The organism is Pseudomonas sp. QLc11A, assembly GCF_052112305.1.
GTDB lineage: Bacteria > Pseudomonadota > Gammaproteobacteria > Pseudomonadales > Pseudomonadaceae > Aquipseudomonas > Aquipseudomonas laurylsulfatiphila.
This window is the reverse complement of the sequence record NZ_JAVAJJ010000002.1, coordinates 33,782-57,844: the sequence shown is the minus strand read 5'-3', so window position 1 is coordinate 57,844 and position 24,063 is coordinate 33,782. Positions and strand designations below refer to the sequence as shown.

Here is a 24,063-nt window from a genome sequence, read left to right as displayed (position 1 = left end):
CAAAGGCTCTCCGCGGTTCAAACGATGGTGAACAGCGGTTGGTCGTACTCAACCGGCTGGCCGTCTTCGACGAGGATGGATTCGATCACACCGCTGGTTTCAGCTTCGATGTGGTTCATCATCTTCATGGCTTCAACGATGCACAGGGTGTCGCCTTTCTTCACGGTCTGGCCGACTTCAACGAAGGACGGCGAGGTTGGCGAAGACTTGCGGTAGAACGTACCGACCATCGGCGAACGGGCAACGGTGCCGTTCAGCGCTGGTGCGGCGGCAGCAGCAGGTGCGGCAGCGGCAGCCGGAGCGGCGGCAGCGACAGGCGCAGCAACCGGAGCATGCATTGGAGCCGGTGCGTAGTACTGTTGAGCCGGGGTCTTGCTATGACGGCTGATGCGTACGGACTCTTCGCCTTCCTTGATCTCAAGCTCGTCGATGCCGGACTCTTCCAGCAATTCGATCAGTTTCTTAACTTTACGGATATCCATGAATCATCAACTCCCAAGGGTCGGTCAGGGGCGGTTAACTTGTTGTTCAAGCTGTTCCAGGGCGGCCTCCAGGGCCAGTCGATAACCGCTGGCGCCAAGGCCGCAGATCACTCCCACCGCTACGTCGGAGAAGTAAGAGTGATGGCGGAAAGGTTCGCGTTTGTGCACGTTAGACAAATGCACTTCGATGAATGGGATGCTCACCGCCAGCAGCGCGTCACGTAATGCGACACTTGTATGTGTAAAAGCTGCCGGGTTGATCAAAATGAAGTCCACGCCTTCGCTGCGGGCAGCGTGAATACGGTCGATCAATTCGTACTCGGCATTGCTTTGCAGGTGCAGCAAATGGTGACCGGCTTCGCGGGCACGGCGTTCCAGGTCCTGGTTGATCTGCGCCAGCGTCGTGGCTCCGTAGGTGCCCGGTTCACGAGTGCCGAGCAAGTTCAGGTTGGGTCCGTGCAGAACCAGTAGGGTCGCCATCGGCTGTTCCTTTATTTTCTGTGAGCAATTGTCAGAACCCGGCGACTATGCCGCAAAGCCTTTGTGACTGTCCAGTTCTCTGCAATAGGCAGCACGATGACCGATGTTTGCGCGAAATATATGACTGCTTGATTAAATGCGGTCATTCGCCCTGGTAACACGTTCGGCGAAGTCCCTGGCGTTGATCTCGCCGATCACCCGCACATCGGCGCGTTCGACGCCGTCCTTGCCGAAAAACATCAGGGCCGGGGGGCCGAACAACTGGTAGCGGTCGAGCAAGGCGCGTTGCTCGGCGTTGCTGGCGGTGATGTCGAAGCGGATCAGCCGGTAACCCTTGAGACGTTCGATGACGACAGGGTCGTCCAGCACCTCACGCTCGATGACTTTGCAACTGATGCACCAGTCGGCATACCAGTCGAGCAGCAGCGGTGTGCCGGAGGAGCGTGCGTCGGTGAGTGCGCGGTCCAGATCGGCCGGCGTGCTGACGGTTTGCCAGGCGCTGGTGGTTTGCTCCTGGCCGCGGTTGTCGACGATGCGAGGCTGGCCTATCGGGTTGAACGGGTCGGTCTGGCCGCTGAACGCGCCGTACCAGCAGGCCAGCGCGTAAAACACCAGGAACATGCCGAGCAACTGTCCGAGGCGTTTGCGTGGTGGTTTATAGACGAACTCCAGCGCCCCCATGAACAGGCCGACACCGCCGGCCAGCAAACCGATCAGCAGCAAGGTGACCTGGCCCGGCAGGACGCGACTGAGCAGGCCGACGGCCAACCCGAGCAATAGCACGCCAATCGCGTTTTTCACGTAGACCAGCCAAGGACCGCTTTTTGGCAACCAGGCTGCGCCACCGGTGGCCACCAGCAACAGCGGTGCCCCCATGCCGAGGCCGAGCATGAACAGTTTCAGGCTGCCGCCCAACGCATCGCCACTGGCGCTGATGTACAGCAACGCGCCGGCCAGTGGTGCCGAAACACAGGGTGAAACCAGCAAGCTGGAGACCACGCCCAACACCGCGGCGCCCCACAGTGACCCGCCTTCGGTGCGACCGGCGATGCGGTCCAGGCGACTGCTGATGGCCTGCGGCAGCTTAAGTTCGAAGACGCCGAACATCGCCAGCGCGAACAGCGCAAAAAACATCGCAAAAGGCACTAGCACCCAGGCCGATTGCAGCCGCGCCTGCAGATTGAGCTGGGCACCGAACAGGCCCATCAGCGCGCCGAGCAGGGCAAAGCACGCGGCCATCGGCAGCACGTAGGCCAGTGACAGATTGAAACCACGCCAGCCGCCGACCTGGCCGCGCAGCACCACCCCGGACAGGATCGGCAGCATGGGCAGCACGCAGGGTGTGAACGTCAGGCCCAGGCCCGCGAGGAAAAACAATGCCAGTTCGCGCCAGCTCCATTGAGATGCCGTCGTCGTCGTCGCGCCGCCGCTGCCGTCGATGCTCAGGCGCTCGGTCTCCGGCGGATAGCACAGGCCTTTGTCGGCGCAACCCTGATACGTCACGGCCAGGGTGAAGGCCCGCTGATCGGTGCGCGGTAGTTCGACGTCGAGAATGCCGTGGTACACCTCGACGTCGCCGAAGTACTCGTCGTGCTTTTTCTGGCCATCGGGCAGTTTCGCCGCGCCGAGCACGACTTCGGCCGGATCGGCGCGAAACTGGAAGCGGTGACGGTAGAGGTAATAGCCTTCAGTGGCGACGAAGCGCAGCTTGATCGATTGCGGCGTGCTTTCTACCAGGCTCAACTGGAAAGCTTCGCGCACGGGCAGGAAGTCGGCGCTGTTGTTAATCGAGCCCAGGGTCGAGCTTGGACGATTTTCCAGCAAGCCGGTGGCGCTGGCCGGCAGGGCGAATACTAAAAGCAGCAGGCAGAGCAAACGGCGCATGACAATCTCGCGTATCGGAATAGGGGGGATGATAGCGGACAGCGGCGTGGTGTGCAGGCTGGGAATCTGTGGTGATTGATCTGGCGTCTTCGCGAGCAAGCCCGCTCCCACAGGGGATTTGCGTCGTACACGAATCAAATGTGCGGGCTTGCTCGCGAAGGCGGTCGGTCAGACGCGGAAGGCTTGAACGGCGGTGTGCAATCGCCCACCCAGCACCAGCAGGTTCTCCCCTTGCTCACGGCCTTCGCCAATGCGCAGCAAGTTATCCCCACCCAACTGATGAATCCGCTCGCTGTGATCACGAATCTCGCTGACCGCGCCGCTTTGCTGGGCGGTGACATCGGCGATGCGCACCGCCGTGTCGGAAATGGTCTGGATCGCCCCGACGATTTTATCCAGCGCGCCATCGGCGGCCTGGGCCTGGCTGGCCGTGGCTTCGGCGTGTTCGACCTGGGCACGCATGCCCTCTACCGACTGCCGTGCGGCGGTTTGCAGCCCGGCGATCAGCGTCTGGATTTCTGCCGTGGCCCCGGCGGTACGTTGCGCCAGTGAGCGCACCTCTTCCGCCACTACGGCAAAGCCGCGGCCCATTTCCCCGGCCCGGGCCGCCTCGATGGCAGCGTTCAAGGCCAGCAGGTTGGTCTGGTCGGCGATCGAGCGGATCACCGTCAACACGCCGCCGATGGTGGCCGACTCCTCGGCCAGGTGTTCGATCATTTGCGCATTGCCTTGCACTTCATTCACCAGCGCATGCAGGCCGGTAAGGCTCAGTCCGATGACTTTCTGTCCGTGCTCCACGGCCAGGCCGGCGTGGCGGCTGGCGTCGGCGGCCTGGCTGGCGTCACCGGCGACTTGCTGAATGGTCGCTTCCAGTTCGCTCAGAGAGTCGCGGATCAGCGCCGTGTCGCCGGCCTGATGTTCTGCTCCGTCATGCAAATCATTGCTCAGGTCCGCCAGGGTGCGGCTGCTGCCGGCCACTTGCTCTGCATTGAGGCGGATGGTCCCTACCAGGTCCACCAGATAAGCGCGCAGGCGGTTGAGCGAGGCTTCAATGTCATGCAGTTCGCGGTTGGTGTTGCCCAGTTGAATGTCGCGGCTGAAGTCACCTTCGGCCCAGGTCGACAGGGCCGGGGCGAGGTTGGTCAGGGTCCGGGCCAGTTTGCGTTGCAAGGTGTCGATCAGCAGCGCGATCAACAGAATCAAGCCGATCATCACGCCTTGCATCAGCCGTACTTCACCCTGGATCTGCCCGTGCTGGGCGCGTACCACCGGTTCCAGTCCGGCGATGGCCTGTTGCACGTCGGCGATTTTCAGGTGAGTCGCGGTACTGAGGTCAGCGCGTTTGCCGATTTGATCGCGGGTACGTGCGAGCTCGGCCGGGTAGCGGGCAAGCAGGCTGTTGAGTTCACGCTTTAGGCCGACGCCGGCATCTTCGGCGACGGTTTTTTCCTGGTTCTCAAGGCCCATCATCGCGGCGAAATCATCGGTGTTCGATTCGCTGCTGGAGGTCACCCCCAGCAAGGGCAGGGCATCGAGTTTTTCTGCCTGGGTGCGGATGTTGGTCACTTCGCGTTCGACGTCGGCGGCCAGTTCGCTGCGGCCGCTACTGACCAGTTTGTCCCGCGCCAGGGACAACTTGCCCAGGTGCTGCGATGCGATGAGCAGCGGCGTCAGATAGGCGGCATTGCCACTGGCGTAATGGCTGAGCTGATCGAGACTGGCACCCAGCTCCCGTTCGGCCTGCAGCAGCAGGGCCTGCGGATCGCCGGCCAGTTTGCCGGCTGCCAGCAGGTCGGTTTTGCTGAACTCTTCAAGGGTCGACAGGCTCGGGCGCAAGGTCTCGGCCAGGGCGGGTGGCAATTCGCCGAGTTGTTTTTGCAGGCTGTCGATGCCTTGGGCGGCACTGCTCAGGCGCAGGGCATCGCCGCTGCCAAGGTAATCCTCGACGCTGCGGGCGACTTCATTCTGAAACTGCTGCGACAGGCCCAGGTAGCGCTCCATTAATAGATACGGACGCTCAAGGGCTTTTTGCGACCACCACAGCGTGGCGCCGAGGGCCACGCACACGGCCACCAAAAGGAGGGTATTGAGATTGGTCAGCAGCTTCAGGCGCATTAAGGACTACCAACGGCAGAAATGGTAAGCGCCTGAAGTTATTGCGTTTCTGTTACAGGGTTATGACCGTATCGGTCGATTCCGATGAAAAAGTGGCACTTTGCTTTGATGTGCGGGCGGCCTGCACGCGATTGCGTCCGCCGCCCTTGGCACGGTACAGCGCCTCGTCTGCCAGGCTGGCCATCATCAGGCTGTCGGAGCTTTCGCATAATTCCACCACCCCGGCGCTGAAGGTGCACCACAGGTCCTGGGGTTGAGCGGGGTAGTGAATCTCGGCAAAACGCTGGCGGATTTCATCGAGCACGTTGTAGGCCGCTTCGATATCGGTGTCCGGCATAACGATGGCGAATTCTTCGCCACCGTAGCGGCCGATGAAGTCGGTTTTGCGCAGGCGTTGCTTGAGAAACAGCGCCAGGCTCTTGATCACCCGGTCGCCCATGGGGTGGCCGTGGCTGTCGTTCACCCGTTTGAAATGGTCGATGTCGAGCATGGCAAAGCTCAGTGGCTTGTTCTCGCGACGGGCGCGGAACGAGCAGTCTTCGAGCAATTGCAGGATGTGCGTGTGGTTGTACAGGCCGGTGAGGCTGTCGCGGACCATCCGTGCCTTGAGGTTGCGGGCCCTTGCTGCGCGGTTGCGCACGGTGGTGATCAGGTGCCGGGGCTTGATCGGTTTGGTCAGGAAGTCATCGCCGCCCTCGCTCATGGCGTCGAGTTGCTTGTCCAGGTCGTCTTCGGCCGACAGGTAAATGATCGGCACGCTGACATAACGGTCGTTGTGACGGATCACCTTGGCCAGTTCCGTACCGGTGCAGGCCGGCATGTACATGTCGAGGATGATCAGGTCTGGCTGGAAGTCCGCCAGTTCGGCCATGGCCTGGATCGGCTCGATCAACGTCCGGGTGACGATTCCGGCACTGTTGAGCAGGCGCTCGGTGTGCAGGGCCTGGGCGCGGGAGTCGTCGATGATCAACACTTTATAAGGTTCGTACTGGGCGACGCAGGTCAGGACTTCGATTTTCTCCAGCAGGCTCGACGCTTCGAGAGTGCCGGTGAGGAATTCCTGGCCGCCGGCACGCACGGCGGCGAGGCGGGTCGGTGTGTCGGTTTCGTGCAGGCTGAAGAACAGCAGCGGCAAGCGATGGTCCAGGCCTTCCTGGGCTTCGGCGGCCAGCTTCAGGCCGACGCCGGGGCCGCTGAAGTCCACGTCCATGACAATCGCCGCCGGCAAGCGCTCGACCATCGACGAGCGAAACGCGTCTACGCTGTCCAGCGACTGGGCGCTGAGCCCGAAGAATTCCAGTTGTTTGGCCAGGCGCTCGGCGCGGTCGTGATCCTGCAGCATCACATAGATGGGCTTGCGCAGTGGCGGCAGGAAGGTTTGATCGAGTTGGTCGCCATGGCGCAGGCCGGTGCGTGACAGGCGCTGCATCAAGCGATTGAGGTCGGTGATCAGGCCGCTGCTCAGGCGTCCGCGGTTGGCGTCGACCGCCTCCAGGGATTGACCGATATGACGCGCCAGTTGCGTGTGTTCCGGTTGCTCGAAGCGCTCGGCGAAACGTAGTAGGCGCAGATTGGCCTCGCTCAGTTCCGACAGGTCGGCGGTGGACCACTCGCTACGTTGCAGGCGCTGCCATATCTCAAGAATCTGACGAGCCTGATGAATTACCCGCTGGGCAAAGTGGTGCTTGAGGCGCTCGCGGCTGGGGTCTTCTGGCTCGGTCATATCCTGACTACTAGTTAGGGTGCACACTGAGGTCGACTGGTGGCTCTATGCTAGCATCACTTTTCCATTACATGAGTGCTGTACGTCAATAATCTGCAATGCAACCTCATTCAGTTTGTGACCGATCAGTCTGGTTTGCGCCTTTAAAGTCGCGGTGTGCGGGGGTGAAGCGCTTTATTCAGGGCACTTGGTGGACGTGGGGCGGCAATTGAAGTGTGACTGGCATTTGGAGATTCATGATTTTCCAGCCTCTGCGCAGTGGCCCTTTTTTCGGTTTCGGGGGGTAGGGGATTCCCTTAGGCGGTAGTTCAGGGCATTAGCCGGATTTTGAAGGTCGTAGCGTCGTCGGGAGACCAGGAGCACTTTTCATCCACAAGCCCGGTAATTTTCCGCATCGGTGCATTGGCGGGTGCCGGGCCAAGGCACGTTGTTGTATGGTTGTGGTCGAACCGTTGAACTCAAGAGATTGAAAGGATATCGCCATGCTGGACTGGAAGAACCGCACAGGCAGTGCGCCTGAACGTACTGCTGAACCGAAGTCGGAGGCCCGCAGTTACCTGGGCGGTCTGTTGTTCAGCCGGGCGCTGGCCACTCTGCTGGGCATCTACCTGTTGGTGGCGTGTGTCCTGGGCTGGTACTGGAGCCAGGAGCCGGCGCTCTTCCCGGTCCAGCAAACCGCACAACTGGCGGCCGAGAAAGAAGGCAAGCAGATGGTCGTCGGCTACACCACGGTGGAAACCCTCAAGACTGTCGCCGGCACCTTGCTGACCAAGCCAGGCGGCTATATATCCAACGACCGTTTCCCGCCAGGCCTGTGGATGGACAACATGCCGAGCTGGGAATATGGCGTGCTGGTGCAGGTCCGCGACCTGAGCCGGGCGTTGCGCAAAGATTTCGCCCGTTCGCAGTCGCAGTCCGCCGAAGACGCCGACCTGGCCAAGGCCGAGCCGCGTTTCAACTTCGACAACAAGAGTTGGGTGCTGCCGTCCAGTGAGTCCGAGTACCAGGAAGGCATCAACTCCCTGAGCCGCTATCAGGCGCGCCTGTCCGATCCGAACCAGAAGAGCGCGCTGTTCTATGCCCGTGCCGACAACCTGAACAACTGGCTGGGTGATGTCGGTACCCGCCTGGGTTCGCTGTCGCAACGGCTGTCGGCCAGTGTGGGTCGGGTCAAGCTCAACACTGCGCTGAAGACCGAGGTAGTGACACCAGGTGTGGCGCCGCAAGTCGATGAAGAAATCGTCGAAACTCCATGGCTGCAGATCGACAACGTGTTCTACGAAGCTCGCGGTCAGGCCTGGGCCTTGTCGCACTTGCTGCGCGCCATCGAAGTCGACTTCGCCGATGTGCTGGCCAAGAAAAACGCCACGGTCAGCGTGCGCCAGATCATTCGTGAGCTGGAGGCCTCGCAGGAGCCGGTGTGGAGCCCGATGATCCTCAATGGCAGCGGCTTCGGCGTGCTGGCCAACCACTCGCTGGTCATGGCCAACTACATTTCCCGGGCCAACGCCGCGGTGATCGATTTGCGTCAACTGCTCAATCAGGGCTGAGTCATGGTCGAAAACACCAGGGAAGCCGCGCACCGTGCGGCTTCCGATGCCGAACAGATCGCCTGGGTCGACGAGCAGGACAACCTGCTCGGCGCCCTGGTCCGTTCCGATTTGCGCGAGCGCGGGCTGATCGGGCGCGGTACCTACATCATGTTGTTCAACTCCGCTGGCGAGTTGTGCGTGCATCGCCGTACCCTGAGCAAGGCGATCTATCCCGGTTACTGGGACGTGGCAGCGGGGGGCATGGTGCTCGCCACTGAGACCTACGCCGAATCGGCGGCCCGGGAACTGGAAGAAGAACTGGGCGTGAGTGGCGTGGAGCTGACCGCCCATGACCATTTCTTCTTCGAGGACACTGGCAATCGCCTGTGGTGCTCGGCGTTCTCGGCGGTGTGGGACGGCCCGTTGACCCTGCAACCGGAAGAGGTGCTCGAAGCACGCTTTATCCCCATCGATCAGGTCATGCTGGAGATCGAGCAAAAGCCTTACTGCCCGGACTCTCTGGCGGCGTTGAAGCGCTATCTGAAGGCTCAACAAAGCAACGTCGCAAAACAGCTATAAATTGGCGCCGATTGGCTCTTAGCAATCGGCGTTTTTGCCGTTACACTGCGCGACCTTTTTAAACTGAACCGGTATTGCTGGTTGTTGCTGTAGGAGCGAGCCTGCTCGCGATGGACGTCAACGATTACGCGGGCATCCAGAATGAACGCGTCGCCTTTGAGTTCATCGCGAGCAAGCTCGCTCCCACAGTGAAGTGAATATTGTACCGTTTCAGTAGCGCTGCCCCTGCCTGAGTGGGGCTTCGCGGTCGATAGCCTTCCCAAGTGCTGCGACCAGTCTTTGTCCTCCGAAGAGGATTGCCGGTGGCCAAAAAAGCCGCATCCTTCGCCGCCTTGGGCGGCCTGGTATTTTCCACCGACGCAGGTCGTCATTGCCCGGAATGCAGTAAACCGGTGGACGCCTGCATCTGCAAACAGACCGTTATCCCGGCCGGCGACGGCATTGCGCGCGTGCGTCGCGAAAGCAAGGGCCGTGGCGGCAAGACGGTGACCACCATCACCGGCGTGCCATTGGCTGAAGAGGCGCTCAAGGAACTGGCCACGACGTTGAAGAAGCGTTGCGGTACCGGTGGGGCGTTGAAAGACGGTGTCATCGAAATCCAGGGCGATCATGTCGAGCTACTCTTGGCAGAACTGATCAAGCTCGGTTTCAAGGCGAAGAAATCCGGCGGCTAGCAGCCTCTGTGAAAACCACCCTCGGCTTGATCCGGTCCTGATGGCATTCAGGCCTGGCGCCGTCCACATGGTTTTCACAGAGCCTGTTCATGACCGGTTTCTAAACTCACTGCGGTCGGCGGGGTCTATTGCCTCGTTGACGAACCGTCATTTTCATTCTTTAGACTGCGCCGGCCTGAATCCAGGCGACGCACTATGACTTCTTTATAGGGGACTTCGATGTCCGTACGACGCACACGCAAAGACGATGGCAGCCAATGGACAGTTGCGGACAGCCGCAGTGTTTACGGGATTCGCCATTGGGGGGCCGGGTATTTCGCGATCAATGACGCCGGTCGCGTCGAAGTTCGTCCGAACGGTCCGAGCAGCTCGCCTATCGACCTGTTCGAGCAAGTCGACCAGCTGCGCAAAAGCGGCCTGTCCTTGCCGTTGCTGGTCCGTTTCCCGGACATTCTGCAAGACCGCGTGCGTCAGCTGACCGGCGCGTTCGATGCCAACATCGAGCGTCTGGAATACCAGAGCAAGTACACCGCGCTGTATCCGATCAAGGTGAACCAGCAGGAAGCGGTGATTGAAAACATCATCGCCACCCAGAACGTTTCCATCGGTCTGGAAGCCGGTTCCAAGCCTGAACTTCTGGCCGTGCTGGCACTGGCGCCGAAGGGCGGGACCATCGTCTGCAACGGTTACAAGGACCGTGAGTTCATCCGCTTGGCGCTGATGGGCCAGAAGCTCGGCCACAATGTGTTCATCGTGATCGAGAAAGAATCCGAAGTCGGCCTGGTGATCGAAGAAGCGGCCTCGCTCAAGGTCAAGCCTCAGGTCGGCCTGCGCGTGCGCCTGTCGTCCCTGGCGTCGAGCAAGTGGGCAGACACTGGCGGCGAGAAATCCAAGTTCGGCCTGTCGGCGGCGCAACTGCTTTCGGTGGTCGAGCGTTTCCGCGCGGCCGGCCTGGACCAGGGCATTCGCCTGCTGCACTTCCACATGGGCTCGCAGATCGCCAACCTGGCGGACTACCAGCACGGCTTCAAGGAAGCGATCCGCTACTACGGCGAGTTGCGCAACCTCGGCCTGCCGGTTGACCACATCGATGTCGGTGGCGGCCTGGGCGTGGACTACGATGGCACGCACTCGCGAAACGCCAGTTCGATCAACTACGACATGGACGATTACGCTGGCGTCGTGGTCGGGATGCTCAAGGAGTTCTGCGATGCGCAGAGCCTGCCGCACCCGAATATCTTCTCCGAAAGCGGCCGTTCCCTGACCGCGCACCACGCCATGCTGGTGATCCAGGTGACCGACGTCGAAAAACACAACGACGACGTGCCACAGATCGAGAACAAGGAAGCGCTGCCGGAAACCGTGCAGTGGCTGGTGGACCTGCTGGGTCCGACCGACATCGAGATGGTCACCGAAACCTACTGGCGCGCCACGCACTACATGAGCGATGTTGCCTCCCAGTACGCCGACGGCAAGCTGACCCTGGCCGAGAAAGCCCTGGCCGAGCAATGCTACTTCGCCGTGTGCCGTCGCCTGCACAACTCGCTGAAGGCGCGCCAGCGTTCCCACCGTCAGGTGCTGGACGAACTCAACGACAAACTGGCCGACAAGTACATCTGCAACTTCTCGGTGTTCCAGAGCCTGCCGGACACCTGGGCCATCGATCAGGTCCTGCCGATCATCCCGCTGCACCGCCTCGACGAAGAGCCGTTGCGTCGTGCGGTGCTGCAAGACCTGACCTGTGACTCCGACGGCAAGATCAACCAGTACGTCGACGAGCAAAGCATCGAAACCAGTTTGCCGGTGCACGCGCTGAAGGAAGGTGAGGACTACTTGCTGGGTGTGTTCCTGGTCGGTGCCTACCAGGAAATTCTTGGCGACATGCACAACCTGTTCGGTGACACCGACTCGGTGAACATCTACCAGAACGCCGACGGCAGCGTGTACCACGCCGGTATCGAAACTCACGACACCATCGAAGACATGCTGCGTTACGTGCACTTGTCGCCGGAGGAGTTGATGACTCACTACCGCGACAAGTGCGCCAGTGCCCGCATCAGCGCAACCGAGCGCACGCAGTTCCTCGATGCCTTGCGTCTGGGGCTGACCCGTTCGTCTTACCTGTCTTCCTGAGGTAAGTTCCACGCTCATCAGGTTGTCTGAAAATTTTCCTTTTGCCTCGGAAATTTCAGATGACCTGGTGCGGCAATTCTCCGATTCCATGGGAAATTACCTGCGTTTCGACTACTTAGCGCATTTGGTCTTCTTTTCGCGTAGGTTATTTCCTAAGTTGTATTTCGGCACTCTACTCGGCCATGTCTCTCAGCGAGAATCCCCGGCCGCCCCTCCCGTAGAGAAACGCCGATGTTCAATCCAGTCAGCGAACCGTTATTTCGTCTGGATGTTGCAGGTTTGCCCGACTCCCTTGAGGTCCTGGCCTTTACCGGTAGAGAAGCCATCAGCGAGCCGTTCGTGTTCGAACTGGAACTGCTGATCGATGACCCGGTGCTTGACCTTGCCAGTTTGCTGTACCGCCCGGCCTCTTTGCATTTCGGGCCAGCCGGAAACCATGTGCATGGACAATTGCATGAACTCGTCCAGCGTGATCATGCCTCGGGGCCCCGACTCTGCCAGGTGCGCCTGGGACCAGGACTGGCTTGTCTGGCCCAGCGCTTCAGCCAACGAATCTTCAGTGCCCGTTCGGTGCCGCAAATCCTCGATCAGGTGCTCAAGGAGCACGGCATTACCGGTAAAGATCGGCGCCTGGCGCTGAGCGGCGACCACCCGCCCCGGGATTTCTGCACGCAATATCGAGAGTCGGACCTGCAGTTTCTCCAGCGACTGTGCGCCCAGGAAGGCCTGCATTACCACTTCGAAAACCGGGTCGGGGGGGGCTGCGTGGTCTTCAGCGACGATCACCAGCATTTTCGAACCGGTGAGCCTGCGGTAATGCGCAGTGAGGGTGATCGGCCGGCAGTGCGGCAGCTCGAACGCCAGCGTAGCGCTGCGACAGCGGCGCAATGTGTCGAATGCCGGACAGACCTGGCGACTTTGCGCAGCGGTCGGGTGATGCCGCTGTCCGGTCATCCGGTTGCCGATTACAATCGGCTCTGGCTGGTGACCCACGTTGAACATTGGGGAAGCCAGGATACGGCGACGCCGTACTACAACCAGGCCCGCGCCCTGCAATGGCCGGCCCGCTTCGAGCCGCCCTGCGCGACGAGCAAACCCCAGATGCACAGCCTGCAGCGGGCGTGGGTCGTCGAGGTCGATGAGCAAGGCCCCGACCCGGCAAGGCCGGTACCGGTGCAATTCGACTGGCTTTACCAGGGCGAAGGGGCAGCGCCCAGTCACTGTTGGCTGCCATTGGCCGGGCCGTTGCAGGCCGAGACGTACTCGCCATTGCGCGAAGGAACCGAGCTGGTCGTGAGTTTTGTCGAAGGTGATCCCGATCAGCCGCAGATAACCGGGGTGTTGCATGCGCCGGCAACGATCGAGGAGATGAGCGCGGACACTCCCCAGGTCATCTGTACCCCTGATGAGGGCCTGGAGCAATGGTTGCACTCGGCAGAACCGCTGCTGATGCTGTGCCTGCTGCCCGGCGGTGGCAGTTTCAATCATTGCGCACAGGCGTTGTGCACCTGTCGTCTGGCGACGCAGCTTGGCCAGAGCTCTGGAGCATGATCGTCACACGCACGACCGAGGCACCCCTGCAGTGGTTGTTGCTGGATGTGCCGGGCACGCCGCAGGCGGGTGTCACGCTTCGGCAGATGTTTGCACAAGCCCGGTGGTATGGGTTGTTCGAAGGGACGGAGTGGCATGCGCTGCGAGAGCAGGGGCCGGTCCTGGTCGATCTGCGCACCTGCCCGGCACTGGCCGATCTGTGCATCGTCGACGGCCAACGCTGGCCCGGATTGCTGATGGTCAGCGAGGCCGGCGCTGCGTCGTTGCTGGCGCATTTACGGCGCATGCTTACGGTTACGCTTGGCTTGCACCGGGCCCTTTTGAACTATTACAACCCGATCACGGCCAGCTATTTTTTCGATGCTTGCGATGCCGCTGAACTGAGTCGCTGGCTAGGGCCCATCCAGCAGTTGCGTTGGTTCGGCGGCAGCTGGGCAGATCGCGCAGCGGGATGTGAGGGGTGGCAGCGCTTGTCCAACCCCGGGCTGGTGGTCAGCCCGTTGGCCGTCGAGGAGAGCCTCAGTGCCCGGCAACAGGGAAAACTGCAAACCTGCCTGCTCGAACAACATGCCTGGCGCTGGAACCGATCCACCGGGGCAGATTTCTCCCGCCTGTGGGCCCAAGTGCAGGAAGGACTGGCGCTGGGTTTCAGCGAGCGCCCGGTACTGGATGGCTGGATATGGCTACGTTTGCAGTATCCCGACGCCGTGCCCGTGCAGCCATTGCCGGGCAGGACTCAGCAGGAGCGCCTCGATAGCCTGCGCCACCGGTGGCAGAGCGACCGACCCTGGCCATGAGCTCGAGCCACTCAGTGAGTGCTGCCGGCAAACCAGCCATCGTGACGGCGCAGGCGCCAGGCGATCACGCCGAGGGTCAGGCTGCGCAGCAGCATGAACAGCAAAAAGGTTATCCACAGGCCATGGTTGCCCCAGCCTTGCAGTGCCCAGCCGAAAGGCAGCACCAGCACCACGGTCAGCAGCATGCCGTTGCGCATTTCCCTGGCGCGGGTGGCGCCGATGAAAAGGCCATCGAGCAGGTAACTCCAGACGGCAATCAGCGGCAGTACGGCGAGGTAGGGCAGGTAGATGAACGCGGTGTCGCGCACACTTTGAATGTCGGTCTGCATCTCGATGAACAAATGCCCGGCGAGCAGAAACAGCGCGGCAAAGCCCAGGCTCGCCAACAACGACCAGCCGCCCGCCACCACCAATGATCGGCGCAGGGCATCGCGGTCGCGGGCGCCGAGGGCATGCCCGCACAACGCTTCCACGGCGTGGGCCAGGCCATCGAGGGCGTGGGCGGTCAGCAGCAAACCGTTGAGCAGCAGGGCATTGGCCGCGACCGTGGCGTCGCCCAGCCGCGCGCCCTGCACCGTGATCAGGAAAAACACCGATTGCAGCGCCAGGCTGCGGATGAAGATGTCGCGGTTGACCGCCAGCAATGGCCGCCAACTCTGCCACAGCGCCAATGCCGCCCAGACGATATGCCCGGGATAGGCACGCAGGGCCTTGCGGGTCATCAGCAAGCCGATCAGCGCCCCCGTCCATTCGGCAATCACCGAGGCCCGGGCGGCACCGACCACGCCCCATTCGAGGCCGAGGACGAACCACAGGTTCAGGGCGATATTGACCAGGTTGGTACTCAGCAAAATCACCAGCGGTGCCCGGGCATTCTGGGTGCCGAGAAACCAGCCGACCAGTGCATAACTGGCCAGCGCGGCGGGCAGTCCGAACAGGCGGGTGTGGAAAAACTCGCGGGTCAGTTGATCGAGCTCCGCCGACGGTTGCATGAAGTGCAGCGCCGCTGTGCTCAACGGCACGCCCACAGCCCCCAGGACCAAGGCCAGGCCGAAGGCGAGCAACAGGCCTTGCAACAGAATCTGCCGCAAGGCCGCACCATCCCCGCGCCCAGCCGCCTGGGCGGCGAACCCGGTGGAGCCCATGCGCAGAAAACCCATGGCCCAGGCAAGGAAGGTATACAGACTGGCCCCGACCGCGACGGCGCCGAGTTGATGGGCGTGGGGCAGGTGACCGATGACGGTGCTGTCGACCAGTGCCACCAGCGGTACGGAAATGTTCGAAAGAATCATCGGCGCGGCGAGCGCCCAGACCCGGCGATGGGTAGGGCGGTCGCGCCAGTCGGCGGTCAGGTTGGACATGCAGGCTCCTTGGGGAGTCGGCATTGTAGCGGCACATCAAGAGCATGCCGTGATCAATTGTGGGAGCGGCGGTGCGGCGATCCGACTTGCTCGCGAAAGCGGTCGTCCAGTTAATAATGATCCGACTGATACTCCGTCTTCGCGAGCAGGCTCGCTCCCACAGTGTCCGGTGGGGTCAGTGGATGATCCAGCTGAGCAGCCAAAGCCCCAGCATCAACCAGATGATCCCCATGATGAACGACGCATTGAGAAAGGCGCGGATCGCCGTCCACAGCAGGATCAGGCCGAGGATCAAGGTCACGATGCTGACGACCGAGGTCTCCATGCCCAGCGCCTGGGACAAGCCTTCGATAAAATTGCTGCTGGCGTTGCTCAACAGATTGAACAGCCCACTGAGGCCATCAACGATGAAGCGGATGATCGAGCCGAGTACCTGGCCGAGCCATTCGGAAAAACCTTCTACCTGCATTGAGTGAACGTCCTGATCAAAGAGAATTGAGCCTTGGGCTGTCGATCATGCGCCGAGTTCCCACAAGCATAGAGCGTTGCACCGCAACTGTGGGAGCGGGCTTGCTCGCGAAGGCGGCGTGTCAGTCGAATCATTATTAACTGGACAACCGCTTTCGCGAGCAAGCCCGCTCCCACAAAAAGACAATGCCAACCGCTCAATCTTTGTCACTTGCCTTCACTCGTCATCCCCCCGAAGCTATACGCCTTCAGGAGAGCCCGATGAACCTTGTTGAACTGACCGAACGCCTGCACGCCATCCGTGACCGCAATGACTGGCGGCAATTTCACAGCCCGAAAAACCTGGCCATGGCCGCGAGCGTGGAAATGTCCGAGCTGGTGGAGATTTTCCAGTGGCTGAGCGAAGACCAGTCACGCCAGTTGCCGGCGGACAAACTCGCCCATGCCGGGCAGGAAGTCGGTGACATCGTGCTTTACCTGTTGCTGTTGTGCAGCGAGCTGGGGCTGGACATGGAGGCCGTGGTGCGCAGCAAACTGGCGGACAGCGAGCGGAGGTTCAGCTGATGAGCGACCGTCATTTCGATCAACTGGCGACCCGTTTCGCCGAAAAAATCTACGGCGGTGCCAAAGGTGCGATCCGTCTGGCGGTGTTGCAGGCCGATCTGGCCGAAACCTTGCCCGACCGCCCGCTGCGCGTACTGGACATCGGCGCGGGCCTTGGCCACATGTCGTTGTGGCTGGCCCAGCGCGGACATCAGGTGACCCTCGCCGAACCTGCCGAACCGATGCTCGAAGGCGCCCGCCAACGCTTCGCCGATGCCGGACAGAGCGCCACCTTCATTCAGGCACCCTGGCAGGAACTGCTCGGGCAGCTCACCGAGCCCTACGACCTGGTGCTGTGCCACGCCGTGCTGGAATGGCTGGCCGAACCCCACGCCATCCTGCCGGTGTTGCATCAACTGACCAAGGCGGACGGCTGGCTGTCCCTGGCGTTCTACAACCGCGATGCGCTGATTTACCGCAACTTGCTCAAGGGTCATTTCCGCAAGATGCGCAAGAACGACATGGCCGGTGAAAAGCAGAGCCTGACCCCGCAGCAGCCCCTTGATCCGCGGGAGCTGGCGGCGCAACTTGAGGGGCTATGGCGGGTCGAAACCCAGAGTGGCGTGCGGGTTTTTCACGATTACATGCCGGTGGAATTCCAGGCTCGCGCCGAGCTGGTGGACCTGCTGGAAATGGAACTGGCCCACCGCCGCCATCCAGCCTATGCCGGGCTTGGGCGTTACTTGCACTGGATCTGTCGGCCTGTTTGATCGGAGCACGCCATGAAAAGTCATTCAGGTGTACTGCTGTTCTGCCTGGGGCTGGCGGCCTGTCAGGGCAGCAACCCTTATGTCGCTACGTCCAACCCCTTGCCTCCGGCACCGCCCCAGGCCGCCAAGACCTTCGACCGCAGCGCTTACCCGGCACCCCCCCGTGACTATGGGCGCTACCGCAGTTGGGCCTGGCTCGACGGGCACCTGCCACCGGGCACGGCCTGGGCTGATTCCGCACAGATTGCCGAAGCGGTCAGCAATGCGCTGGACCAGCGCGGCTTGCGCCCGTTGCACGACAATCGTCCAGCGGACCTGTTTGTCAGCGCAGACCTGCGGATGGAAACCCGCTTGCGTCAGGTTCAGGACGACTATTACGGCGGCGGTTATGGCGGCTACAACGGCTACGGCCCTGGATATGGCGCATACGCCACCGTGCCGATCATCCGGACCTATCAGGAACAGGTCGTGGTGGTTCAGGTGGATATGTATGACGCCAAAAGCGGTCAGCCGATATGGAGTTCCAGCGCTGAAACCGGCAACCGGGGCAGCGAAAGCGAGCGCGCCGATGCCATACGGGAGGCTGTGGAAAAGGCGATGTCGGCGTATCCTCCCAGTTAGCTTCTGTAGATAAGAAGCATTTCGCAGGAGAATCATCATGTTCCGCCGTTTCATTCTACTGGCCATGGTCGCGCTGCTCAGTGCCTGCGCCGCCAACCAGGTCAATCATGACTTCGACGCCAGCCGTGACTTTGCTGCTTATCGCAGCTGGACGTGGAAAGAACCCGCCGTGCAATATCGTCCCGATGATCCACGGATCAAGAGCGACCTGACCGACCAGCGCATCCGTCAGGCGGTTGCCGATCAACTGGACCAGCGCGGTCTGCGCCCGGCCGCTGCGGGTGCCAAGGGTGACTTGAATGTGCAGACCTACCTGATTGTCGAAGAGCGGCAACAGCAGGTGACCACCAACTACGGCGGCGGGTGGGGGTACCCGTGGTATGGCTACTACGGCGCGCCCATGTATAACGAAACCCGTAATGTCAGCTACAAGGTAGCGACCATCCAGATCGACCTGCTCGATGGCAAGGACGGCAAGCTGGTGTGGCGTGGCAGTGACGAACAGATACTCAGCCGCACACCGAACCCGTCGGATCGTCGTGATGCCATCCTGGAAACAGTCACGCGGATATTGGCCAACTATCCACCGCACGCCTCCTAGGATCAGCGCCAGTCTCTCAACCCCTGTGCCTCACAGGGGTTTTTTATTGTCTGCGCTGGCGAGTTGCCAGCAGTCTCGGCCACCCTTGTCTACACTGCTTTTCACCAACGGAGGTCGCGCCCGGCAGTGCGCCGGCAAAGGAGTGCGCCATGTCTCCCCGCCTGCAGTTTCGCGGCCCGGCCCGGCAACGGGGGGCGATCGGCTTGATGGCCGCTTTGACCCTGACTTTGGCTTTGGCATTCATGTTGTTGGTGGTCGACACCGGTAGGCTGTACCTGGAAAAACGCAGTTTGCAGCGCGTGGCTGACATGGCCGCCCTTGAGGCCGCCACAAGGGGAGGAGACTGTTCCGCCGGCTCAACCGCGAACACCTATGCCACGGCCAGCGCGCAACGAAATGGTTTCGCCATTCCCTCCACTGGACGCGCACTGGCAGTGGCGTGTGGCGTGCTGACCCTGGATGCCAACAACCTTCGGGTATTCGGTGCAGACCCAAGCAAAAGCGAAGCTATCCGGGTTATCGCCAGTCATGTCGTGCAACAGAGCATTGCCGGTGGTATCGGCGCGCTGGCCGGCGGTGCACCGGCTGGCTCGACGTTGACGCTGAGCGCTACGGCGGTCGCTGCGCTGCCGCCCCCTGTGGCTTCATTGACGATCCGCAGTGCGGCCCTGACCTTCGATGACAGCAAGGCGGCCATTACCAGTCTGCTGTTCGGGGGATTGCTGGGAGGCAATGTCAGTATCAGTGCGGTGGGCTGGAACGGTTTGGTCAATACCGACATCAGCCTGCTCAGCTACCTCAATCGGTTGAAAGTTGACCTCGGCCTGACTGCTGGCGGCTACGATCAGGTACTGGGTAGCACGGTCAATGTCAGCCAGTTGATCCAGACCGCGATCAACGTACTGGGCACCAACGGCACACTTGCAGCATCCCAAGCCATTGTCGGCCTGCAAGCGTTGAAGGTGGCCGCGGGTACGACGTCCGTTGTGCTGGGTAACATGTTGCATGTTGAAAGTGGCACCGACATCTCGACCCTTGCCGTGAATTTCAAAGCTTTCGATTTGATCGAAGGGTTTGTGCAACTGGCCAACAAGACGAATGCCTTGGTCGCGTCCTTTCCGATCGACATCGGCCTGGCGATAATCACCGTACGGGTGCAGGTGATGGAGCCACCGCAACTATCGGCCATCGGCAATCCGAAAAACGCGGCATTGGCCCCTCTTGGCCCCAACCGCATCTATGTACGCACGGCTCAGGTCAAGACATTGTTGTCGATCAACCTGCCCGTGCTGGACGCTATCACGCCTCTGGTCAACGCCGTCATCGATCTCGCTGCGCCACTGACCAACACCCTGAATTCATTGCTGCATCTGGACCTGGTAGGCGTCGTCAACTCACTGACCTGCGCGTTGCTCGTGCCGTGTGACACGCCGGACATCAAGCTCTTGCCATCTCCGATACGCATCGACGTGGCGCTGGAGGCGGCCGGTGGCTGGAGTCATGTCACGGCTTACAGTTGTGTGAGTGCGACGAACAAAAGCCTGACGACCAACACCACCACCACACTGATCGGCTTGAAGATCGGGCAGATCAACCCTGTCGATGTGTTTGGCTCGCCCACTGTTCCCCCCAGCAACAACGTCAATCCCTTGAAGGTCATCGATATCGGTGTGAAGACCTGCCAGCGGCTGCTGATCTTGCCGCCAACCTGTCACAACCATCAGCCTGGCGTTGGCGGTAGCGTCGATATCATGGTCAACACCGCGGTTGCCCAGAATGCCAACATGCCTCACGTCTATTCCGCGCCGGCGGCCACCAACTTGCCAGAGATCAATCAGCCACCGTTTTACTACGCCTACACCACGACCAACATCGTCAACAGCCTGAGCACCACCGTGAGCGACCTTGGCGTGAACATGTACGGGCCGTCGGGCAGTATCGTCGGTGGCCTGGGCAGTATTTTGAGTGAGGTCACGACTGCGTTGGTCAATGCGATCAATACGGTACTCAGTCCTTTACTGGATACGCTGATCAATACGTTGCTGGCGAGCCTGGGGATCGACCTGAACAAAGTCGAGGTGGGTGCCAACCTCAGTTGTCACTCGGGTCGAGCGACGCTGGTGAACTAGTCCGGATTCACTATCGGCAGTTCAATGCAGAAACGCGCACCCTCGGTGGCGTTTTGCACGCTCAGTTTTCCACCCATGTTCTCGACGATGCCGTAGCTCACCGAGAGTCCCAGGCCGGTGCCGACACCCACCGGTTTGGTGGTGAAGAACGGCTCGAAAATCCGCTCCAGCAAACGCGGGTCGATACCGCCGCCGTTGTCCTCGATCCACAGGCGTACCGCGTGTGTATCCCGTTCGGCGTACACCGAAATCCACGGTTTGAAATCGGGGTTGGCCTCGCGCTTGCCGAGCAATGCATCCCGGGCGTTGACCATCAGGTTGATCAGCACCTGCTCAAGCTGATCGACGTAGCCGCGCACCAGCACTTCAAAACCGGTCTCGCTGATGCGCAGATCGACACCTTTGCCGCGCATCCCTTCGGACAACAGCGCCAGTGTGCCTTCGATGGCCTGGGCCGGGTTGAACGGTTGCTGCTCGATTTCCGAGCGGCGGCCGAACACCCGCATGTGGTCCACCACCCGCGCGGCGCGTTGCACCTGGCTGTCGATGCGGGTGAGCTTGTCGATCAGGTAGTCGACCTGTACGTCGCCGTTGCTGAGGCGCTTGAGGACATTGACGATGGCCATGCGTATCACGTTCAACGGCTGGTTGAGCTCATGGGCCAGGCCGGTGGCCATTTCACCGAGGGTGGCCATTTTCGCGCTTTGTGTGAGCTGCTGCTGCGAGCGTCGTACCTCGGTGTTGTCGCGCCCTACGGCCTGGACCTCGAGCAAGCGTCCCTGTTCGTCGAACACCCCGCGATCGGACCAGACCCACCAGGCGTGTTCGCGCCCGGGCAGTTGCAGGTTGATCTCGGCGGTGCTTACCGGAAACTCCGGGCTCAACTGGTTCAGCCGCCGGGTGAATGCCTCGCGCTGTTCCCCGGACATCCAGTTGCCCAGATTCACCCCCGGCAATTGCTCGGGAGCCAATTCCAGATAGGTGGCCAGCGGACGATTGCCGAAGGTCAGGGTCAGGTCCGGCTGGTAGCGGCAGATCATCGCCGGCGAGTCTTCCACCAGAATCCGGTAGCGTTCTTCACTCTGCCTGACCTGCTCGGCCGCCAGGGTCGCTTCGGTGACGTCCAGCCACAAGCCCACGGCTTCCACCGGCAAGCCGAGGTCGTCGCGCAACAACTTCGCTTCATCGAGCAGCCAGTGATAGTCACCCTGACTGTCGCGCAGCCGATAGCGGGCGCGCACCGAGCCTTCACGCAGCAACAGTCGCGTGCGTTCGAAGTACTGCAGGCGGTCGTCGGGGTGCACCCGCTCCACCAGCGCCCCGGGTGCGCAGTCGGCCAGGGTCCAGCCAAGCAACGGGAACAGGCTGTCGCTGAAGAACACCGGTCGCAGTGCGCCTTCTTCATAGCGCTGTACATAAATCACCGCCGGTGAACTGGCGATCAGATTGTCCAGGCGTGCATGGGCGGCGGCGGCGCTCTGCTGCTGATTCTTGATGTCGCTGATGTCGTGCATGAAACCCACCAGCCGACGGTTTTTGCCCACGCCCAGCGCCTGGCCTTGCAGACGATACCAGACGGGTTCGAGTGCATCGTCGGGGCGATACAGGCGCACGCACAACAGCAGTGGCATGCCTGACACCTGCAAGTCCTGCAGACGGATGCGCAGCTCTTCGCGGTCGGCGGGATACACCTGGTCGAGCCAGTCTTGTACGGATAAACGCGACGTTCCAAGGTTCAGGGTCGTCGCCAGCGAAGGTGCCAACTGTACTTCTTCGCTGTCGCTGAAAACTTCCCACCAGCCTGTGCCCAGCAACGCTTGCAGCGATTCCAGGCGTTCCAGTTGCAGGTGATGCCGGTGCTCGCGCAAGCGTTCGAGCAAGGGGCTGGCGAGCGCGGCGGTGATTTGCAGCCAGTCGCGTTCGGTGACATCGGGGGCGCGTTGTTGCGGCGTGTAGAAACCGCACAGCAACCAGGCGACCACCCCTTGCGCATCGTGGTAGGGCACGGCGAAGCCATCGGTATTGCCGAACGTGCCTTGCAGGCGCGGATGTTCGCGCGGGATCAGGTACTGGGGTGCCGAGCCGCTCAAACTGTCCAGTCCCGTGCCCAGGCGCTGGTCGTTTTGCCATAGCTGCGGTGCATCGAAAGCCGTGTAGTGCTGGTGAATCTGCCAACCCTGCTCCTGCTCATCGAGCAAGGCCAGGGCAATGCAGGGGACCTGAAAACGCTGGGCCAGGCTTTGCAGTTGTTCGCCCAGCATCTCGGGCAGGCGTGTCAGACTGCACAGGCGCAACTGTTCGGCGATTTGCAGCGCCAGCACCTGGCATTGCTCGCGGTTGCGCGATTGCCGGCGCTCGAGCAACAAGTCGCCGATGTCGAGCATCTGCAACAGCCAGGCGTCGGCCAAGGGTTGCACCCAGCCGCGCAAATGCAGGGGTGGACCGTTGAGGCTGTAGAAGTCCAGGTCCAGGGTTTGTCCCTGCCAGTGCGCCGGCGCGCCTTCGATGACGAGGCCGCTGTGGGGCAACAGGAAGTCGAGCAGGTGCGGTTCCTGTGCGCCGGGGGGATGCTGGGCCAGCAAATGCCGCAGCGGACCGCTCAATTGAACGACACGCCCATCGGCATTGAGCTGTATCTGCAATCCGAAGCTGTGCACCCGCAGTGCTTCCAGCGGCTCCGGTGGGGGCGGCGGGTGGCGGTGGAGCAGGCGCCCAAACAATTTATTCCCGGCACTCAAAATTGCAGGCTCGCACTAGCCGTGAGGGTCGCCGGCAGATTGGGTACCCGACCGATGCCGGGCAGGTTCAGGAACGGAATGACGGCGCTGATTTTATTGGTGGGGTAATGAATGGCGACGGTCAGCAATCCCAAGGTGAACTCAATCGCGGCGGCACCTTTTTGTTTGTGGGGGAGTCTGGCTTTCATGAGTGCGTCTACCCTGACTATCACTGAGTAATGTCAGCATAGAATCATTCCGCCAAAACGGAGGTTTTTACCGAGTGCAGAGCTTTAAACTCATGGCCGCCCCGGGTCTTGCGACGGACGGTATGCACGTGCCCGGCACGTTTACGGGTGCTGGATTGGCCAGTGTTTTCTGGCTGCTATGAGTCAGGGGCTTAGAACCTGTTTTTTTATATGGCGCCTGAAATGTCAAAGAAGCAGCCATTTGCACCGTTCGTGCGAGGGGGCTGATGCTGACATTCACCTGGCTCCACTAGTCGGCCCCTATATGTTCACAGCCGGAAGCTACGTCTACTTTTCAGGCAGGTGGGCAAGGGGCAGACCAATTATCAGATTACGTATGAGTTGGGGATTATCAAGAACACGGTGAAGTTGTATGTATCGCAGGTGTTGAGGTTGACGCATATGCATAAGCGGACGCAGTTGGCGTTGGCCTTGTCGCCCAGTAATTCCGGGATGCGGCAGTGGTTTGCGGCGCACTGATTTTGTGTACATATCCGTTTCTGCGGTAGCGGCCACTTATGGTTTCGCCCTGACGGCGACTCACGAGGCCTCCCGATATAGGTTGGATCAAGATCAAGAGCTGCAGGAGAGCTAACGCTCGGCCTGATGAGTGGTGAGAAGCGTGGGTTTACCCCGGCCCATTGTGGGAGCGGGC

Annotated in this window: 19 protein-coding genes and 3 pseudogenes; 13 read left to right on the top strand and 9 right to left on the bottom strand. The window is 61.1% G+C overall.

Annotated elements, in window-relative coordinates:
• Positions 1 to 17: 17 nt before the first annotated feature.
• The 5 genes from accB to gcbA all read right to left on the bottom strand — a co-directional run bounded on the left by accB (position 18) and on the right by gcbA (position 6,684).
• Entirely contained in the window at positions 18 to 482 is a 465-nt protein-coding gene (gene accB, locus Q8X48_RS03205) for an acetyl-CoA carboxylase biotin carboxyl carrier protein (protein WP_126049025.1), read from the bottom strand.
• 24 nt (positions 483 to 506) lie between these two features.
• Positions 507 to 962, bottom strand: a complete 456-nt coding sequence (aroQ, locus tag Q8X48_RS03200) for a type II 3-dehydroquinate dehydratase (RefSeq protein ID WP_007971361.1) — start codon at positions 960 to 962, stop codon at positions 507 to 509.
• Positions 963 to 1,094: 132 nt separating this feature from the next.
• A complete protein-coding gene (locus tag Q8X48_RS03195; RefSeq protein ID WP_407799614.1) occupies positions 1,095 to 2,846 on the bottom strand; it encodes a protein-disulfide reductase DsbD in 1,752 nt (583 codons plus the stop codon).
• Between the two features lie 168 nt (positions 2,847 to 3,014).
• Positions 3,015 to 4,058 (bottom strand): methyl-accepting chemotaxis protein, encoded by a 1,044-nt coding sequence (locus Q8X48_RS03190; protein WP_407799902.1) that lies wholly within the window; start codon positions 4,056 to 4,058, stop codon positions 3,015 to 3,017.
• A 955-nt stretch (positions 4,059 to 5,013) separates the two neighbouring features.
• Complete coding sequence (gene gcbA / locus Q8X48_RS03185; RefSeq protein ID WP_102700469.1) at positions 5,014 to 6,684, bottom strand: diguanylate cyclase GcbA; 1,671 nt, start codon at positions 6,682 to 6,684, stop codon at positions 5,014 to 5,016.
• Positions 6,685 to 7,166: 482 nt separating this feature from the next.
• Here gcbA and Q8X48_RS03180 point away from each other — a divergent pair, with 482 nt between their 5' ends.
• The 6 genes from Q8X48_RS03180 to Q8X48_RS03155 all read left to right on the top strand — a co-directional run bounded on the left by Q8X48_RS03180 (position 7,167) and on the right by Q8X48_RS03155 (position 13,950).
• Positions 7,167 to 8,234: a DUF2333 family protein gene (locus Q8X48_RS03180; RefSeq protein ID WP_407799613.1), complete on the top strand. Its 1,068-nt coding sequence runs from the start codon at positions 7,167 to 7,169 to the stop codon at positions 8,232 to 8,234.
• Between the two features lie 3 nt (positions 8,235 to 8,237).
• Positions 8,238 to 8,795: an NUDIX hydrolase gene (locus tag Q8X48_RS03175; RefSeq protein WP_407799612.1), complete on the top strand. Its 558-nt coding sequence runs from the start codon at positions 8,238 to 8,240 to the stop codon at positions 8,793 to 8,795.
• A gap of 302 nt (positions 8,796 to 9,097) precedes the next feature.
• The gene (locus Q8X48_RS03170) at positions 9,098 to 9,469 is read left to right on the top strand and encodes a translation initiation factor Sui1 (RefSeq protein WP_102700472.1); all 372 of its coding nucleotides are present in this window, start codon (positions 9,098 to 9,100) and stop codon (positions 9,467 to 9,469) included.
• Between the two features lie 219 nt (positions 9,470 to 9,688).
• Entirely contained in the window at positions 9,689 to 11,602 is a 1,914-nt protein-coding gene (gene speA / locus Q8X48_RS03165; RefSeq protein WP_095964774.1) for an arginine decarboxylase, read from the top strand.
• Positions 11,603 to 11,833: 231 nt separating this feature from the next.
• Entirely contained in the window at positions 11,834 to 13,153 is a 1,320-nt protein-coding gene (locus Q8X48_RS03160; RefSeq protein ID WP_407799609.1) for a type VI secretion system Vgr family protein, read from the top strand.
• A complete protein-coding gene (locus Q8X48_RS03155; RefSeq protein ID WP_407799608.1) occupies positions 13,150 to 13,950 on the top strand; it encodes a DUF4123 domain-containing protein in 801 nt (266 codons plus the stop codon). Before Q8X48_RS03160 ends, Q8X48_RS03155 begins: the two co-directional genes overlap by 4 nt.
• 11 nt (positions 13,951 to 13,961) lie before the next feature.
• On the opposite strand, the gene Q8X48_RS03150 is transcribed toward Q8X48_RS03155, so the two are convergent.
• Together Q8X48_RS03150 and Q8X48_RS03145 are read right to left on the bottom strand one after the other, a co-directional pair.
• Positions 13,962 to 15,311: an MATE family efflux transporter gene (locus tag Q8X48_RS03150; RefSeq protein ID WP_407799607.1), complete on the bottom strand. Its 1,350-nt coding sequence runs from the start codon at positions 15,309 to 15,311 to the stop codon at positions 13,962 to 13,964.
• A gap of 175 nt (positions 15,312 to 15,486) precedes the next feature.
• Positions 15,487 to 15,780: a hypothetical protein gene (locus Q8X48_RS03145; protein WP_102700477.1), complete on the bottom strand. Its 294-nt coding sequence runs from the start codon at positions 15,778 to 15,780 to the stop codon at positions 15,487 to 15,489.
• Positions 15,781 to 16,040: 260 nt separating this feature from the next.
• Between Q8X48_RS03145 and Q8X48_RS03140 the strand changes: the two genes are divergently transcribed.
• The 5 genes from Q8X48_RS03140 to Q8X48_RS03120 all read left to right on the top strand — a co-directional run bounded on the left by Q8X48_RS03140 (position 16,041) and on the right by Q8X48_RS03120 (position 20,443).
• On the top strand, positions 16,041 to 16,343 hold the full coding sequence (locus tag Q8X48_RS03140; protein ID WP_126049043.1) for a MazG-like family protein: 303 nt from the start codon (positions 16,041 to 16,043) through the stop codon (positions 16,341 to 16,343).
• Positions 16,343 to 17,092, top strand: a complete 750-nt coding sequence (locus tag Q8X48_RS03135) for a methyltransferase domain-containing protein (protein WP_007971340.1) — start codon at positions 16,343 to 16,345, stop codon at positions 17,090 to 17,092. Before Q8X48_RS03140 ends, Q8X48_RS03135 begins: the two co-directional genes overlap by 1 nt.
• Before the next feature lie 12 nt (positions 17,093 to 17,104).
• Positions 17,105 to 17,713, top strand: a complete 609-nt coding sequence (locus Q8X48_RS03130; RefSeq protein ID WP_407799606.1) for a DUF4136 domain-containing protein — start codon at positions 17,105 to 17,107, stop codon at positions 17,711 to 17,713.
• A 37-nt stretch (positions 17,714 to 17,750) separates the two neighbouring features.
• Entirely contained in the window at positions 17,751 to 18,314 is a 564-nt protein-coding gene (locus tag Q8X48_RS03125; protein ID WP_407799604.1) for a DUF4136 domain-containing protein, read from the top strand.
• A gap of 149 nt (positions 18,315 to 18,463) precedes the next feature.
• Positions 18,464 to 20,443 (top strand): pilus assembly protein TadG-related protein, encoded by a 1,980-nt coding sequence (locus Q8X48_RS03120; protein WP_407799603.1) that lies wholly within the window; start codon positions 18,464 to 18,466, stop codon positions 20,441 to 20,443.
• Here Q8X48_RS03120 and Q8X48_RS03115 read toward each other — a convergent pair.
• Both Q8X48_RS03115 and Q8X48_RS03110 read right to left on the bottom strand, forming a co-directional pair.
• Positions 20,440 to 23,181: a PAS domain-containing sensor histidine kinase gene (locus Q8X48_RS03115; protein WP_407799602.1), complete on the bottom strand. Its 2,742-nt coding sequence runs from the start codon at positions 23,179 to 23,181 to the stop codon at positions 20,440 to 20,442. The genes Q8X48_RS03120 and Q8X48_RS03115 overlap by 4 nt on opposite strands.
• Positions 23,178 to 23,312, bottom strand: a pseudogene (locus Q8X48_RS03110) (pilus assembly protein); the annotation flags it as partial. The pseudogene Q8X48_RS03110 and the gene Q8X48_RS03115, both read right to left, overlap by 4 nt.
• A gap of 143 nt (positions 23,313 to 23,455) precedes the next feature.
• Here Q8X48_RS03110 and Q8X48_RS03105 point away from each other — a divergent pair.
• Together Q8X48_RS03105 and Q8X48_RS03100 are read left to right on the top strand one after the other, a co-directional pair.
• Positions 23,456 to 23,662: pseudogene (locus tag Q8X48_RS03105) on the top strand (prepilin peptidase); the annotation flags it as partial.
• A 43-nt stretch (positions 23,663 to 23,705) separates the two neighbouring features.
• A pseudogene (locus tag Q8X48_RS03100) lies at positions 23,706 to 23,888 on the top strand (LuxR C-terminal-related transcriptional regulator); the annotation flags it as partial.
• Positions 23,889 to 24,063: the final 175 nt, after the last annotated feature.